This window comes from Streptomyces sp. NPDC092369 (assembly GCF_044755245.1).
Lineage (GTDB): Bacteria > Actinomycetota > Actinomycetes > Streptomycetales > Streptomycetaceae > Streptomyces.
Genome location: NZ_JBIVQP010000004.1, coordinates 855036 through 870784, shown reverse-complemented (window position 1 = coordinate 870784; position 15749 = coordinate 855036). Strand labels below are relative to the sequence as shown.

The 15749-nt window shown below is 72.4% G+C and carries 10 protein-coding genes; 5 read left to right on the top strand and 5 right to left on the bottom strand.

Annotation, left to right across the window (positions count from 1 at the left end):
* The first annotated feature begins 25 nt into the window (after positions 1-25).
* Positions 26-706 (top strand): class I SAM-dependent methyltransferase, encoded by a 681-nt coding sequence (locus ACIQI8_RS27895; RefSeq protein WP_402355747.1) that lies wholly within the window; start codon positions 26-28, stop codon positions 704-706.
* Between the two features lie 79 nt (positions 707-785).
* On the opposite strand, the gene ACIQI8_RS27890 is transcribed toward ACIQI8_RS27895, so the two are convergent.
* The 3 genes from ACIQI8_RS27890 to ACIQI8_RS27880 all read right to left on the bottom strand — a co-directional run bounded on the left by ACIQI8_RS27890 (position 786) and on the right by ACIQI8_RS27880 (position 3318).
* Positions 786-1625, bottom strand: coding sequence for a lysozyme (locus tag ACIQI8_RS27890; protein ID WP_402355744.1), 840 nt, complete (start codon positions 1623-1625; stop codon positions 786-788).
* A gap of 102 nt (positions 1626-1727) precedes the next feature.
* Positions 1728-2648 (bottom strand): NADP-dependent oxidoreductase, encoded by a 921-nt coding sequence (locus ACIQI8_RS27885; RefSeq protein ID WP_402355741.1) that lies wholly within the window; start codon positions 2646-2648, stop codon positions 1728-1730.
* A 31-nt stretch (positions 2649-2679) separates the two neighbouring features.
* Positions 2680-3318 (bottom strand): HD domain-containing protein, encoded by a 639-nt coding sequence (locus tag ACIQI8_RS27880; protein WP_402355739.1) that lies wholly within the window; start codon positions 3316-3318, stop codon positions 2680-2682.
* A gap of 175 nt (positions 3319-3493) precedes the next feature.
* Here ACIQI8_RS27880 and ACIQI8_RS27875 point away from each other — a divergent pair, with 175 nt between their 5' ends.
* Positions 3494-4729, top strand: a complete 1236-nt coding sequence (locus tag ACIQI8_RS27875; protein ID WP_402355736.1) for a low temperature requirement protein A — start codon at positions 3494-3496, stop codon at positions 4727-4729.
* 101 nt (positions 4730-4830) lie between these two features.
* Positions 4831-6060, top strand: a complete 1230-nt coding sequence (locus ACIQI8_RS27870; protein ID WP_402355733.1) for a PP2C family protein-serine/threonine phosphatase — start codon at positions 4831-4833, stop codon at positions 6058-6060.
* Positions 6061-6108: 48 nt separating this feature from the next.
* Here the strand turns inward: ACIQI8_RS27870 and ACIQI8_RS27865 are convergent, their stop codons facing one another.
* Positions 6109-7923, bottom strand: coding sequence for a stealth family protein (locus ACIQI8_RS27865; protein WP_402355730.1), 1815 nt, complete (start codon positions 7921-7923; stop codon positions 6109-6111).
* 13 nt (positions 7924-7936) lie between these two features.
* On the bottom strand, positions 7937-9649 hold the full coding sequence (locus ACIQI8_RS27860) for a stealth family protein (RefSeq protein ID WP_402355727.1): 1713 nt from the start codon (positions 9647-9649) through the stop codon (positions 7937-7939).
* Between the two features lie 297 nt (positions 9650-9946).
* Here ACIQI8_RS27860 and ACIQI8_RS27855 point away from each other — a divergent pair, with 297 nt between their 5' ends.
* Together ACIQI8_RS27855 and ACIQI8_RS27850 are read left to right on the top strand one after the other, a co-directional pair.
* Positions 9947-10813: a DUF4132 domain-containing protein gene (locus tag ACIQI8_RS27855; protein WP_402355724.1), complete on the top strand. Its 867-nt coding sequence runs from the start codon at positions 9947-9949 to the stop codon at positions 10811-10813.
* Positions 10810-15711 (top strand): DNA-binding protein, encoded by a 4902-nt coding sequence (locus tag ACIQI8_RS27850; protein WP_402355721.1) that lies wholly within the window; start codon positions 10810-10812, stop codon positions 15709-15711. Before ACIQI8_RS27855 ends, ACIQI8_RS27850 begins: the two co-directional genes overlap by 4 nt.
* Positions 15712-15749 lie beyond the last annotated feature (38 nt).

Here is a 15749-nt window from a genome sequence, read left to right as displayed (position 1 = left end):
AGACGTCATGGCCGACGGTGGGCGCATGACCGACGACATCGCAGCGCAACCGGCTGCCCTCGACGCCCCCTCGCCCGCCGGCACCTACGCCGGAGACCCCGCGCTGCGCGCGGAATGGGACACCCGGTACGCCGACCGGCAGCAACTGTGGAGCGGACGGCCCAACGGCGCGCTCGTCGCGGAGGTCGCCGCTCTCACACCCGGCCGGGTGCTCGACGTCGGCTGCGGCGAGGGCGCGGACGCCGTCTGGCTCGCGCGCGGCGGATGGGACGTGACCGCGCTCGAGGTCTCGGGAGTGGCGTTGGAGCGCGCGGTCGGCCACGCGCGGGACGCGGACGTGTCCGTTCGCTGGATCCACGCCTCGCTGACGGACGCGGCGCTCCCGCCGGCCTCCTTCGATCTGGTCTCCGCCCAGTACCCGGCCCTGCAGCGCACCCCCGACTCCGCGGCCGAGCGCGCGCTCCTGGCCGCCGTCGCACCGGGCGGTGTGCTGCTGCTGGTGCACCACGCGGGGATGGACACCCACGAGCCGGACGACAGCGGCTTCGACCCGGCCGACTACGTGTGGCCCTCCATGGTCGCCGCGCTGCTGGATGACGACTGGGAGGTCGAGGTGGACGAACAGCGGCCGCGCGTGGCACCCGAGGGCGGCGCCGGGGCCCACCACACGGACGACATCGTGCTGCGTGCGCGACGGTTGCGCTGAGGCCTCCCACCACCTCGCCGCTCGACCGCGACCGGGGCCGTCCTCCGAGAGGGCGGCCCCTTGGCCGGCACATCTCCGGTCAGCCGACCGCGAACTCCCGCAACGCGTCGGGGGATCCGTTGAACCGGTCGTGGTCGCCGACCGTCGCTCCGGACGACGTGTACTGCCACATCGTGTACTGGGACCAGCCCGCCGGGAGTGCCCCCACCGACGAGGCGTACCGGGCGACCCACAGGGGGTTGGTGGCGCCGAAGCCGCTGTAGCCGCCCGTGCAACTGGTCCACCAGGACGTGGACGTGTAGATGACGGCGTCGCGGCCCGTCCGGGTCTTGTAGCGGTTCACGAAGTCGCGGATCCAACTGACCATGCCGCTCGTGGACTTCCCGTAGCAGGAGGCGCCGTACGGGTTCCACTCGATGTCGAGGACGCCGGGCAGCGTGCGGCCGTCGCCGGACCAGGCCCCGCCGTGGTCGACGAAGTAGTCGGCCTGCGCGGTGCCACTGCTGGAGTCCGGTACGGCGAAGTGGTAGGCGCCGCGGACCATGCCGACGCCGTAGGAACCGCCGTACTGCTGGCTGAAGTACGGGTTCTGGTAGGAGGTGCCTTCGGTGGCCTTCGTGTAGGCCCATCTGGTGCCGCTGCTCCAGAGGGTGGACCAGGCGACGTCACGCTGGTGGCTGGAGACGTCGACGCCCTCCGTCCACACGGCTCGTGTGTCCGGGGGTATCGCCTCGGGCGTGCCGGTGGTTCGTTCGTGGGCCGTGACCCCGATGCCCATGTAGGCATTGCCTCGCGCGGGTGCGGGTTCGGACTCCGAGGGTGCCGCCGCCACGGTCAGGCCGAGGCCGGTCAGCAGGACGATGAGACGCAGGCGTGCGCGGTCGTACCGCGATGTTTTGGATCTCTGCACGTCCTCCATCCGACCCCGAGTCGTGCCGCGCCGCACGTCATGTTCGGCCGACGAGGATCTCCCTGCCGAGAGGGCGGGCATCGATTCCGGACCGCACGGAGGGCGTGCCGTTCACTCCTCCACGACGCGGATGATCGTCCTGCCGGGGATCCGTCGCGCCGGGGCGAAGGCGGCCACCGCCTCCGACAGAGGCCGCACTTCGCCGATCCGCACGCTGAGCCGTCCGTCCCGGACCCGCTGTGCGAGGTCGGCGAGGCGTGCGCGGTCGGGTTCGACGACGAAGAACAGCGCCTGTCCGTCCTTGGGGCGGACCTTGGGCGGTGCGGCGATGGTGACGAGGGTGCCGCCGGGGCGGACGAGTGCGGCGGAGCGGTCGAGGACGTCGCCTCCGATCACGTCGAACACCACGTCGACCTCCCCCGCCTGCTGCCACCCCTCGGTGTCGAGGTCGAGGAACGCGTGCGCGCCCAGGGCCAGCGCGGTGTCCCGGTCGGCCGCCCGGCCGGTGCCGATGACGTGGGCGCCCGCTTCCCGCGCGAGCTGCACCGCGAGCGAGCCGACGGCGCCCGCGGCGCCGTGGACGAGGACGCTCTGGCCCGTGGTGAGCCGGGCGTGGTCGAACAGGCCCTGCCACGCGGTGAGCCCGGAGATGGGCAGCGCGGCCGCCACCGTGTGGTCGATGTCGGCCGGCAGCGGGGCGAGATTGCGGGCCTCCACGGCGACGTACTCGGCCAGCGAGCCGTTGCGGGTCCAGTCGGTCGGTCCGAACACCCGCTGGCCGACGGTGAGGCCCGTGGTGCCGTAGCCGAGTTCCGCCACGACGCCGGAGACCTCGTGCCCGGGCACGCTCGGTGTACGGTCCCGGCCCGCACGGTCCGTCCAGCTCGCGGGCCAGTCGAGTTCGCCGCGGGTGAAGCCCGCCGCATGCACCCGTACGACGACGTCGTTCTCGGCGGCATGGGGATACGGCAGGACGGTGAGAGTCAGCCCGCTGGGGCCGGCGTCGCGGTCCTGGGCGGTGATGGCTTGCATGGAGGGTGTCTCCTTCGAGAGTTTCTGCGGGTCAGCTCGGCCAGGGCGCGTCGGTGATGCGGTCGACCATGCTCGCGCGCCGGAAACCGGGCACGAACCGTTCCAGCACATCCGCGTTGATGGTCCCGTAGGTGGTGTCCGGTCGGTCTTTGAGGCCGTCGACGAATTGCTGGAGGAATTCCTTCTTGAATTCTCCGCGCGGGTGCGCGGCGAGAATCTCCTCCACCGCGTCGCCGTCCAGTCCGTCCAGGCCCCAGCCGAGGGCGTCGGTCAATACGCCCTGGTTCGTGGCTGCCGTCTCCGGTCCCATGCGGCCGGGGATCCCGGGCGTCGTGTGCAGCGCCACTGCCTGCCACACCACGTCGGCGGCGCCTTTCGAGAACCCGCGGCCGAGCAGGAACGCCCGTGCGTGATCGGCTCCGTCGACCTCGAAGCGCTGCTGCGTCCCGGAGAACGGGGTGACCAGGCCGGCGTCGTGGAACATGGAGGCGACGTAGAGCAGCTCCGGATCGGGGTCGAGGCCCAGGCGTCGCGCGTGCAGGCTGCCGAAAAGGAATACCCGCCGGGAATGGTGGAAGAGAAGCGGGCCGGTCATTCCACGGAGAATCTCGGTCGCCTCCGTCACGGCTGCGGTTCCGGGAATCTCCACTCCGGCGATGGTGTCGGTCATGATGCTCGCGCTTTCCGGGTGATGCGCACGGCGGGGACCGTGCGTCCGTACCCCACCATGCCCACCGCACGGCCCTCGGCGCCTCTCGCGTCCGGCCATCAACCCCTCGGATCCGGACACACGGCGTTGGGCGAACAGCGGGACGTCATGATCGGCGACAGGGCATGGTGGTGGCGTGAGCGACGACGACACGGCCGCAGCCGCCCCGCGACGGACCAACGAGGAGAACCGGCACGCCAGTTGGTTGGAACTGTTCTTTGACCTGGTCGCCGTGGCGGGCGTGGCACAGATCGCGCATCTGCTGCACGGGGTCCCGGACGTGTCCGACCTCGGCCTGTACGCGCTGCTGTTCCTGGCCTTCTGGACGGCGTGGGTCTGCTTCACCCTGTACGCCAACGTGGCCTACGAGAACACCCATCTGCGTACGGTGCTGGCCGCGATGTTCGGCATGGCTGTCATGGCCGCGGCCGTACCGGGCGTGCACGAGGGGGACGATCACCACGCGCGGGTGTTCGCCCTGGCGTACATCCTGATCCGGGCCCTGGCGACCCGGGCCTGGCAGCACCGCCGGCAGATCCTCGTCGACTGGCCGGCCGCGCAGATGTCGCTCGGCGTGATCCCGTGGATCGTGTCCCTCTGGGCGCACGACCCGACCCGTCCCTGGCTCTGGGCCCTGGGTATCGCCCTCGATCTGTACGTCACGTTCGCGGTCTCCGCTCGCGACATCGTCGAGCGGCAGGAGGCCCGGGAGCGGCTCGGCAACCGGCCCGCCCGGCGCGACTCCGGGAGAGGCACGTCGCTGGCACGGTCGCAGACGGAGCACCTGAGCGAGCGGCTCGGCCTCTTCGTGATCATCGTGCTGGGCGAAGGCGTCGCCCAGCTGGTCCAGGCCACGTCCGCGGCGGAGTGGGACAGGAAGCTGTACACGCTCGCCGTCGCGGCGTTCTTCCTGCTGGCCACGCTGTGGGCACTGTCCTTCCGGCACGGCTACGCGGGAGTACCGCACCTCGCGGCAGGGGTGCTGCCGGCCCGGGCGGCGCTGCCCCTGCACTGTTTCGTCTCCGGCTGCCTCGCCGCTCTCGCCGCCGCGCTGGGAGCCGCGGCCGAGCACCTGGAGACACTGCCGGACGCCACCCGCTGGCTGCTGTGCTCGGCTCTGGCCGGGTACTTCCTGCTCAGCGGACTGGCCTGGCTGGGCCGGGCCGCCCGGGAACGGCGCTGGCTGCTGTCCGTCGCCCTGCCCTGCTGCGTACTGCCGCTGCTGCTGGCGGCCTTCGGCGCCCACGTCCGCACCGTGGTCATGGTCTGGCTGCTGGTCCTGATCACCGCGTGGCCGATCCTCTACGAACGGCGGTCGACGAAGCCGTCGAAGCCGGCCGTGAACAGCGGAACGGGAACGTCAACGGCGTGACCGCTCATCGGGACCCGAAGAGAGCACTTTCCGGGCCCGGTGGCCGGATCCCTCCTATCGTGGAACGACACATCGACCCTCGGCGACGAAGCAGGCAGACCATGCAGGATCCGGAGATCGACTACGCGGCGGTCTTCCGCGCCCTGCCCGGCATGGTGGCGCTGCTCACCCCCGAACTGGTCTACGTCGACGCCAACGAGGACTTCGAGCGCCTGTCGGGCCGTACCCGCGAGGAACTGGTCGGCCGCTACATCTTCGACGTCTTCCCCGAGAACCCCAAGGACCCGGCGGCGGCCGGGATGCGGGAGACCCGGGAGTCGATGCTGCGCGCGGTGGCCACCGGCGAGCGCGACACCATGGCGCTGGTCCGCTACGACATCGAGGACCCCCAGCGGCCCGGCAAGTGGGTGGAGCACGTCTGGAGCCCGGTCAACGCGCCCGTTCTCGGCCCGGACGGGGAGGTCATGCTGCTCGTCCACCGGGTGGAGGAGGTCACCGAGTTCATCCGGGCCTTCGGCGGCAAGGCCGACGACAGACGGGCCCGGGTCCTGGAGGCCGAGCTGTACACCCGGGCCCGTGAACTGCAGGAGGTCAACGAGCGGCTGCGCCGGGCGCACGCCCATGAGCGCGAGGTGGCCCTGACCCTGCAGGCGGCGATGCTGCCCCCGCCGCGACCGGTCGGCCACCACCGGGCGGCCGTACGCTACCGGCCCGCCGTCGGCGCGCTCAACGTCTGCGGTGACTGGTACGACCTGGTCGACCTGCCCGACGGCGGCATGGCGATCGCCGTCGGTGACGTCGTCGGGCACGGCCTGGCCGCCGCCTGCGCCATGGGCCAGCTGCGCAGCGCCCTGAGCGCGGCCTGCCGGGTCGCCGACGGGCCGGGGTCCGCTCTGGAGGCCCTTGGCCTGTACGCCCGGTTCGTCGAGGGCGCCGAGTCGGCCACCGCGGTGACGACGTTCGTGGACTGGGACGACCACACCATCACCTACAGCTGCGCGGGCCACCCTCCCCCGGCCCTGCTCGACCCCGACGGCTCGGTGACCTTCCTCGACCGGGCCACCGACCCGCCCCTGGGCGCCCGCCCCGAGCATGTCGGCCGGCCGGAGACGAGCATCCGCTTCACCGAGGGCGCCACCCTCGTGCTGTACACCGACGGACTGATCGAACGCCGTACGGAGGACATCGACCGCGGTCTGGCCCGCCTCGCCGACTCCCTCACCCGCCACCGGGAGGCGGAACCCGAACCGCTGGCCGACGCCCTGCTCGCCGACCTGCTCCCCACCGGGGGCAACACCGACGACACGGCCCTGGTCGTCCTGCGGCTGTGACGGCCTCGCCCAACTCCCGGCAATCGTGCGCGCGTTGAGCCCGCAGCGTCAGTCCTGGTGCTGCACGTCCTGGCACGCCAACTGCCGCGGGACCCGCGTCGGCTGGGAGATCATGGCGACCGGAGCCGGGCGGGGCGCCCCTTCGAAACGGCTCGGGAAGGGGTACTTCCACTCCAGGAGCGCGTGGATGGCGGCCTGCGCCCGCGCCCTGGCCGTCGGGGCGGTGTCGACGTCGTTGAGGCAGAAGAAGTCGACGTCGTCCCCCTCCGCGAGACGTGTCAGACGGCGCTGCATGTCCGGTGTCCCCAACTCCACATAGCGGAAGCGGTAGTCGGCCGGGACCGCTCTGCCGGTCGCGATGGCCCAGTGATGGTGCAGCGTGGACGCGGGCGCGACGTCGGCGGTGGAGCGGAAGCGCGAGTAGGAGGTCCGCTCCAGCTCCTCGATCCCGCTGTTCTCCATCTCCCGCATGACGGACAGCAGTTGGGGGTGCGGGGTGTGCAGGGACTTGTGGGTGACCTGTCTGCCGTGGAAGCGCCTGATGACCTCGCGGGCGTTTTTGCCCGCGGAGTTGGGGGCGGGCTCCAGGGGGTGCGGGGCACCGACGCCCAGTTTCAGCGGGGACAGCGGGATGCGGGCGATGCCGTTGCCGTGGAAGAAGGTCTCGGCCCGTACCGGGCGATTGAAGAAGACGTCGTCGTTGAGGTAGAGGTAGTGCTCCGACAGGCCGGGAATGTGGTGCAACCGGCTCTCGATCGCATGCGAGTTGAAGACCGGGAGCGCGTCGGGCGGCAGGATGTCCCGGTGGTCGATCACGGTCAGCCCCGCCGCCTCGGGGTTCAGCCAGGCGGGGATCTGCGAGTCGGTCACGAGGTAGACGTGCCGGACGAAGTCGGCGTACATCTCCAACGAGCGCAGCGCGTACTTGAGTTCGTCGTGGCTGGTGTAGCGGGAGGCGCCCGTCTCGCGCGGTGCGATGCCGCCGCCGTCGAGGTCCTGATGGGCGCGGCGCTTGGCGGCAAGCACGGGGTCGTCTCCGTCGACCCACGTGTACACGGCGTCGACCGGGAAGCGCACCTCGTCGATGCCCGGTTCGGCGAACGCGGCGAAGGTCGGCACGCTGTGGCGGCGGCTCGCCACCGCGGCGGGCTGTTGTGCTGTCGTCGGGACGACCTCCGAGACGGGGTTGCGGCGCGGGGCGACAAGCGCCGTGCCGAAGGTCTCGCCGAGCCGCGGGCCAGGCACGGTCAGCCACCCGGGGTCCGGCTTCCGGGCAGCGGGCAGGTCCCGGCCGTACTGCCAGAACTCGATGTCGCAGCCGGTGTCGAGCGCGGTGAACACCTGTCCCTCGGGGCCCAGGCGGATCACTCCGACGCGCAGCACGGGGGCTCGCCTCAGCTCCCGCGGCAGCTTCCCGTCGGCCCACAGCACCGCGCGGGTGACGGTGCCCTGCGGGTCGACGGCACCGACGTAGGCGACGCCGCCGGCGAACCGGCGTGCGGCCTGCGCGAGGACCGTGGCGCGGTGGCCGGCCTCAACGCCGATCACCGGCCGGATGCCCCCGGCCTGACCCGCGGGGACGTGGAAGTACGGGACACCGGCCGCCTCCAGCAGGCCGCACACCCGCTCCAGGTCGGTCTCGGCGGCCTCGGCGGCGGTGTAGCCGGCGACCGTCTGGCCATACAGCCGCATCGGCCCGCGGGCGATCCGGCGCAGGCCGGGGACGGCGGCCCGCAGGCGCCGGCGGGCCCGGGCCGCCCGCAACGCCCACAGCCAGGCCGACACCCACAGGCCCAGGCGCCGGAGCAGATCCCGGGCTGCGCGCAGGCCCCGGGGCGCCGCGAAGCGGTGACGGAGATCCATCGGCGTACCCCCTTCAGCTCTGCTTCTCGACGGACTGCTTCTCGAAGGGGCTCGGGAAGGGGAAGTAGTCCTCCAGGAACTCGTGCATGCGGACGCCGACCTGCTCCCGCTCCTCCGGCGGCACGTCGACGTCGTTGAGGCAGAAGAAGTCGAAGCGGCGGGTACGGCTCAGCTCGGCCAGGCGCGCTTCGGCGTCGGGGCGGCTGATGTTGACGTACCGGAAGCTGAACCTGCCCGGCACGCCGCGTCCTGTCATCAGGGCGTACTGGTAGAGCAGCGGGGCCGTCATCGCGATGTCCTGCGGCGAGCGGAAGCGGGACGCCGTGGTGCGGCGGATGTCGTCGGCGAAGAGCTCTTCGAGGGTTTGCAGGGTCTCGCGCTGCTGGGGCAGCGGGGTGTGCATGAAGTTGTTGGTCGTCATGCGGCCGAACTTCTCCAGCAGCAGGCGGCGGACGTTCTTGCTCGCGGAGTTGGTGGCCGTTTCCTCGGCGTGCGGCTTGCCGATGCCGATCTTCAGGGGCGAGACGGGAATTTTCATGAGGCCGCTGCCGTGGAAGAAGCTCTCGGCGCTCGCCCGGCGACCCACGAAGACGTCGTCGTTGAAGTACAGGTAGTGCTCCGACAGGCCCGGAATGTGGTGCAGCCGGGTCTCGATGGCGTGCGAGTTGAACACCGGCAGCACGTCCGGCGGGAAGATGTCGCGGTGGTCCACGACCGTGATGCCCGGTGCCGTGTCGTCGAGCCAGTGGGGCTTCTGCCCGTCGGTCACGAGGTAGATATGCCGGACGAAGTCGGCGTACATGGCCAGGGAGCGCAGCGAGTACTTCAGCTCGTCGTGGCTGGTGTAACGGGAGGCGTTGGTCTCCTTGTCGAGGATCTCGGCGGTGCCCAGGCCCTGGTGGCGGGCGCGCTTGGCCCGCATCTCGGGCTCCTCGCCGTCGACCCAGGTGTAGACGACGTCGACGGGGAAGGTCACGTCGTTGACGGTCGGCAGGGTGAGCGGGGCGAACGTCGGCAGCTCGCGGTCGGCGATCCGCAGGGTGGCAGGTGTCTGCTCGGAGGCCGGCAGCACGTCCGCGATGTCGTTGGTGCGGGGTGCGACCAGGGACTCGGCGAAGACGTCCTCCGAGGCCTGCGGCTGGACCTTGGCCAGGCGCCGTTCCCCGTCCTCACGGGCCAGGATCTGCGCGCCGTCCTCCCAGAACTCGACGTCACAGGCGAGTTCAGGACCTCCGAGCAGCTGGCCGGCGGGGCCGAGGTGGTTCTCGCCGATCCGCAGCGTGGGCGCGGTGCGCAGGGCGGCCGGCAGGACACCGTCCATGAGCAGGGCGGGATGCTTGAGCTTGCCGCCGGGAAGCGGGCGGCCGATGAACACCGCCTGGTCCGCGTTCCGTGCCTCGAAGGCGGCGAGGAAACGTTCCCGGTCGACTGCGTTCATCCCGACCGTGTGCCGGGTGCGGGAGGCCGGCACGAGGAAGTAGGCGATGCCTTCCTGCTCCAGCGCGGAGACGACCAGTTCGAGGTTGGCGGCGGCCGCGTCGGCGGCGCTGAAGCTCGTCACGACACGGCCGTACAGATGCTGGCCGCGTACCGTCACCGGGCGCAGTGCCGGGTCCGTGACCGCGGATCTGCGGCGCCGTCGCATCGTACGCAGTTGCCACAGCCCCTCGGCGGTCTTCCGCTCCACTCGCGGTCGCATCCGCCTGGCAAAGGAACGCACGGTCACGTTCTGTACTCCTCATCACGAACAACGGCACACTCTTGCTAGCCAGACAGACGCGCGTGACGAATGGTTGTAGAAGAGTTCGCCGAGATTTAACTCGTTGGAAGCACACTCCACAGCTGAGTCATCACTTGGTGTGGTATCACCGGCGACCTTGGCTCATTTCGGCCCGTCCACAGCCCGTCCGGCCGAATGTCAGTGATCGCCGCTAACGTTCCGCATGTCGTCGCACAGACGCCGGAACCTCCCGGCCGAACTGTGCTTTCTTCAGGCTGTCTTGATGTGGGAGGCGGGGGCATCGTGGGTTGGCTGTCGGCGGGTGACGGGTATGAAGTCGCCCTGGTGGAGGGGCGGGTGGCGGCGCGTGCCACCACGGGCCGGTCGGCGGGACGGCAGTTGAAAACCCTGCCGCGCGCGCTCAAGGACCACCCCGAGGTGGACCGGCTGCGGCGGTTCGCGGAATGGCTGGATCGGCACGCCGCGGGGTGCGTCGCACAGGTCGACTCCTGGATGGTGTCGTCGCTGCCCGTCCCCACCGGTCTGCTGGCCCGCGTGTGGCCGGACGAGGCCTGGCAGTCGGCCCTGCGCGACCTGGCCGTGGTCGGCGACGACCCCGACGAGGTCGGCTTCCTGCGCGGCACCACCGAGGACGGCGAGCTGCGGGTGGTGAACCTCGACGGCGAGACGGTACGGCTCTCCCCGCGCACGGTGACCCTGCCGCACCCGGTGCTGCTGCCGGACCTCGACGACATCCGGGAGTTCGCGGCGGAGCTGGGCATCGTCCAGCGCGTCGAGCAGATCCACCGGGCGACCTGGCAGCGGCCCGACGAGCTCGCCCCCAAGGCCACCGAGATACGGGACTTCGCCGGCGGCTCGTTCCGCTCCCGCTTCGCGCTCGCCGCACGCGCCAGTTCGCTGGGCTACCGCGTCTCCGGCGGCTACTCCACGGCCCGGGTCCGCGACGGCGGGCGGGTCGTGGAGGCCTCGGTGTGGATCGGGGAGCCGTACTGGGAGGACACGGTGGAGACCGGCGGCCTCAGCTGGCAGGACCAGGACGGCCGCGCCCTGCCGCTCGGCGAGGTGGGCCCGGTGGCCTTCTCGGAGGGGATGCGGATGGCCGCGGCGCTGTACGCGGGCCGTGACATCGAGGAGGGCAAGAACGCATGAGTGGGGGGACGCAGGTGTCGTACGAGGACATGCTCGCGGCGGGCGCGGTGCTGCCGCCGGACACGGAGGGGGCCGGTGAGCGTGCGGTACCGCTGACGGCACGCAGCTACCGGCATCCGGGGCTCGACGACCGGGTGGTGGTGCGGCTGGTCGCCGGTGAACTGGGCGCGGCGGAGGACCTGGCAGCCGGCTTCCTGGGACTGGAGCAGGACGGCGAACCGGCCGTGGTGGGTCTGGGGCTGCGTCAGTCGCTGGGCTTCCCGGAGTGGGTGCTGGTGCACCACCCCGAGGACGGACACCACGCGCTCGGCGTCGTACCGGACCTGGAGCGGGCGGCCCGGCAGGCCAGGTCCCGGCCCAAGACCGCCCTCGACGCCTACGTGGAGCTCGGCGCGCGGCTGGCGGCCTCCGTCCCGCACTTCCTGCCGACCTTCTACGAGCAGGCGGGCCGGGTGTTCCTCGCCGAGGAGAACGCCACCTACGCGGCTCAGCTGTTCACCCGCGCCCGCAAGGCCGAGGCCGAGCACGGCCTGGTCATCGAGGAGGACCGGCTCGACGCGGTGTTCCTGGAGTTCGCTCTGGCGGGCGCGCTGCCGGTGAAGGTGCTGTCCTCCTACGGCAAGGAACTGGCCGCCCGGGTACCGGCCGAGGAGGCGCTGCGGCGCTTCACCCGGCTGTGTCTGCGCCGCACGGCGGGAGGTCTGCCGCCGTCCGCGCAGATGGCGGGCGACCTGCGCAAGCTGGCCCGCGCGGCGGGGCAGGACGCCGACCTCGTCGAGCAGCGCTACTTGTCCGAGCTGCTCGGACTGCCGGCCACGCTGCGTGCCGCCACCGGCTGGTGGAAGGGCCACCGAGCCGCGCTGGTGGCTTTGGCCGCGCGCGAGCGGGGGGTGCGCGGCGCCCTGCTGGACATGCTCCCCTCGGGCTCCGACGACGAGATGCCCGCGCTGTGGCTCCAGGTGCTTGAGGACTCCGGTGCCGCGGCGGGGCTGTGGGACGCCTCGCTGCCCGAGGAGGAGCGTCCGCGGGACGGCACGGCGGGCTGGCTGGAGCGCTTCGTCACGTTCCGGGAGCGGGCCAGGTCCTGGCGCGACTCGACCCGGATGCCGCAGCTGTACCCGCTGGTGGAGCGGACGGTGGACCGGCTTCGGGCCGAACTCGCCGCGTCCGGCGGCGCGTTGAAGGTCGCCCACGACATCGATCTGATCGACCTGCTGCTGTCCCTGGACGTACCGGTGGCCGCCCCGGAGCGGGACGACGCCCTGCCGCTGACCCAGTGGGCCCTGGGCGACGGACACCGCGACCTGCTGCTCCTGGGCGCCGACGCCCGGTTCCACGACGCCTTCCTCAAGGGCGCGGACCGGTTCCGTGACGACGACCACGGACTGCGGGCCATCCGGCTGCTGGCCCAGTCACCCGGCTGCCGTCCGCTGCTGGCCCGGTGGGTGCGCACTGTCGTCGAGCGGTTCAACGCCGTCGGTCTGCCTCAACTGCCCGACGCGCTCGACCGGTTGAAGTGGCTGCCCGCCGAAGCGCTGGCGCTGGCCGAGGCGGACGTACGCGAGGCGGTCGCCACCGACCTCGCTCCCGTGCTGGCGCGCACCCTGCGGGCCGGCCTCTTCGACGAACTCGTCTGGCCCGCCTGGGAGAGCGCGGCCGCCGAGCTCGTCCCGAAGGACCGGGTGGAGGACCTGATCGTCGCCGACGCCTGGCCCCACCTCGTGGTGGCCGGCGAGGCCCAGGCCCGCGTGATCGGCGCCGAGGGCACCCTGCTCACCCACGACCTGCGCATCCCCGCCGGCGAGAAGCACGGCGACCCCGGCTTCCACCACGTGGACGGCGCCCTCCTCGTCTACTGGAACAGCGGCAACGACGGCCTGCGCGGCTACTGGCACACCCGAGCCGACCGCGTCGAGAACCTCGAAGGCCCGCGCGGCACTCGCGGTACCGAAATGGACTGGTACAAGGGCGACTTCCCCATCACCATGCCGCTGCCCGGTGGCGGCCGTACCACCGGCCGCGGTGTGCTGCACGCCGGGGACACCACGGTGCCCGAGGAGCGTGCGCTGCTCTTCGACGGCTCCACCTACTGGGTCTGGCACGCGGACTCCGAGGACGGCGAGGAGCGCGGCTGGTACGAGTACGACCCGGCCACCGACGAGCGCGGGCGCATGAGCAGGCCCGCCTTCCTCGCCGACGCGCTGCGTGACGCCCCCGCGGGCAGCACCTTCGCGGGCGGCCGGCTGCGCCCCTCCCCCACGACCGGCGCCGCGCCCGCCTCGGCCCCGGTCGACGGCCTCGTCGGCCTGCGCCGGATCCAACTCCCCGACGGCTCCACGCGGGTCGAGGATCTCGCCGGGCACACCCTCACGCTGCCCGCGGAGGCGGGCCGACCCTACGGGCTGGTGCTGTTCCCGGGCGCGGAGCGGCCCACCGCGGTCGTGCGCAACAACTGGCGGCTCGACCTGGTCGACGCGGACGGTGTCGTCACCGCCTGGGGCAAGACCGACCGCACGGCGGGCGTCTTCGGCGAGGGCACCCTGCTGCTGCCGCCGGTGCAGTACTGGGAGTGCCTGACCCCGCGCGACCCGGAGGGCTCCACGGGACTGCGGCAGATCGACCGGGACACCGCGGCCGCCCTTCTGTCGGCCGCCGCCGACAAGGCACCGGAGGCGCTGCCCGAAGCGATCCGCACCCTGCTGCCCGTCACCCACCCCGCCCTGCTCGCGGGCATCGCCGGGGTCGTGCGCTACGCGGCGGCCCAGCAGGCCGTCCTGGACTCGGCGGCGACCCGGCTGACCCGGGCCCTGGAAGGCGGCCTGGAGGACGAGGGACCGTCCGGACCCTCCGACAGCCTGATCCGCGACGCGATGAGCGGTCTCGGCGCGTCGAACGGCTACTGGTGGAGCCGGGAGGACGGCTCCGACACCGTCTTCCGCGCCCTGCGGGTGCTGACCCGGGCCGCCGAGGCCACCGACGCCGTACCGGAACCGTCCGACGGCCGGCTCCACCTCGACGGACCCGAACTGCCCACGGGTCAGCCGGAGTTGCACACCCTGCTCGACCGGACGGCGGCTCTCGCCTTCCGGGCCGCCGCCGGCATCACCGCCGAGGAGCACCGCGAGACCCTGCGGCAACTGCTCGCCGTGTTCGACCGGTTGGGGCTGGGGCAGGTGGGCGCGGCCGGCACCTGGCGCAAGGTGACCCTGCATCTGGACGCACACCGGCTGCGCATCGCCTCGGGCAACTGGCGGGAGGGCTCCTGGAGCGGACTGCTGCCGCTGGCGGAGAGCGCCTTCGTCGCGGTGACCGGACACGGGTCCCCGGACGACGACGGCTGCGACTTCACCGGCCTCCTCCACGACCCGACAGGGCGGTTCGCCGTGCCGGAGCCCTACAAGGTCCTGGCCTGCGACCCGATCGGCCAGGACGAACCCCGGGGCAGGCTCGGCTCCTTCCTCGCCGAACTCGCCGAGCGCGGCCCGGCACCGTGGTTCCCGGACGCCGCCGAGGAGTTCGCCCGCCTCACCGGCGTCACCGAGACCCTGGCCCGGCTCGTCGTCGCCGGTCTGCCGGGCGTCGACGCCTACGAGCGGGCCTTCCTGACGACCGAGGTCCGCAACGTCATCGGCGTGAAGGTCGCCCCGGCGGCGCTGGCCAAGGACGAACTGCGGGGCATCGACGCCGCCGTCCGTGCCGCGGTCGTGGCCGCGCTGCTGCCCGCCGACCCGGTCCGGCTGTGGACCGAGGGCCCGGACGTGGCAGCGGCGGCCGCCGTGTGGAACAGCAGGCTCGGCAAGCGCTCGGCCGTCCCCGAGGAACTGCTCGGCGACGCCGTCCGCACCCTCAAGCACGGGCCGTGGCCGGTGCGGGAAGCCCTGCCCGCCCTGCTGGACCCGGACCGCGCCCCACAGCTCAGCCGGGACCTGCGCTGGGAGGTCAACGGCGACCGCGTGCGGCCCGTCGGCAACGACAGTGCCGGGTTCACCACCCAGACCCTTGTCGGTACGGTCGGCCTCGCCGCCTGGCTCGCCCACCGCCTGCCCGCCGGCGACCCGATCCGCGCCGCGCTGCCACCCGTGCTCACCGCCGTGCGCGGACGGCTCGCCGCCCCCGGTCTCATGCTCGACCTGGGCAGGTACATCAGCCTCCCGGCCTTCCGGAAGACGGCGGGCACCCCCACCGAGACCGGGCCGGGATACGAACGCTACGGCGCCGTCGTCCTCGCCACCCACGACGACCAGCCGGCCCCGGGCATCCGTGTCGACCTGCTCGACGAGGCGGGCCAGGACCCCTACCTGCCCGCGGCGCGCGTCGACGACCACCCCTACCCGGCCGAGGTCGCCTTGCGCCTGGTCCGCGATCCCCGGTTCGCCGCCCTCCTCGCCGACCCCGGCGAGCCGATCGCGGGCGAGCGGGACAAGGACGGCACCTGGTGGCCCCAGCACCCCGGCCACTCCGTGCCCGAGCTGGTCACGGAGGCGGCCAAGGAGTACGGACTCGGCGAGGACGCGGCCACGCTGTATCTGATGCTGCTCGCCATGCCCGACCCCACCGACCGCACGACCGCGCGGTGGACGGGATGGAAGCCGGCCCGCCTCAAGAAGGCCCGCGCCGAACTGGCCGCCACCGACCTCGTGGTCGAGGCCACCCGGACCAGAGCCGGCCGCTCGCTCTTCCTGCCCGGCGGCTGGGCCGAACAACCGGCCCCGCGCGTTCCCCTGGAGCGCTGGAAGCTGCCCCTGTTCGACGCCGTCCACGGCGATCACGCGTCCTTCGGCGTGATCGTGCCGACCGAACCGGTCGCGGACCTGTACCGCAAGGCCTGGCAGCGGGTGCGCGAGGGCGACGCTCCCCGGTTCGAGGAGCTGAAGGTCCGGCGGGGTCGCCGCCGCTGACGCACACCTCAAGGGGCGCCCGGGACCTCACCGGGCGC

Excerpts from the sequence above, each read along its gene's own strand:
- ACIQI8_RS27895 (WP_402355747.1), top strand. The coding sequence starts at position 26 with ATGACCGACGACATCGCAGCGCAACCGGCTGCCCTCGACGCCCCCTCG.
- ACIQI8_RS27890 (WP_402355744.1), bottom strand. The coding sequence starts at position 1,625 with ATGGAGGACGTGCAGAGATCCAAAACATCGCGGTACGACCGCGCACGC.
- ACIQI8_RS27885 (WP_402355741.1), bottom strand. The coding sequence starts at position 2,648 with ATGCAAGCCATCACCGCCCAGGACCGCGACGCCGGCCCCAGCGGGCTG.
- ACIQI8_RS27880 (WP_402355739.1), bottom strand. The coding sequence starts at position 3,318 with ATGACCGACACCATCGCCGGAGTGGAGATTCCCGGAACCGCAGCCGTG.
- ACIQI8_RS27870 (WP_402355733.1), top strand. The coding sequence starts at position 4,831 with ATGCAGGATCCGGAGATCGACTACGCGGCGGTCTTCCGCGCCCTGCCC.
- ACIQI8_RS27865 (WP_402355730.1), bottom strand. The coding sequence starts at position 7,923 with ATGGATCTCCGTCACCGCTTCGCGGCGCCCCGGGGCCTGCGCGCAGCC.
- ACIQI8_RS27850 (WP_402355721.1), top strand. The coding sequence starts at position 10,810 with ATGAGTGGGGGGACGCAGGTGTCGTACGAGGACATGCTCGCGGCGGGC.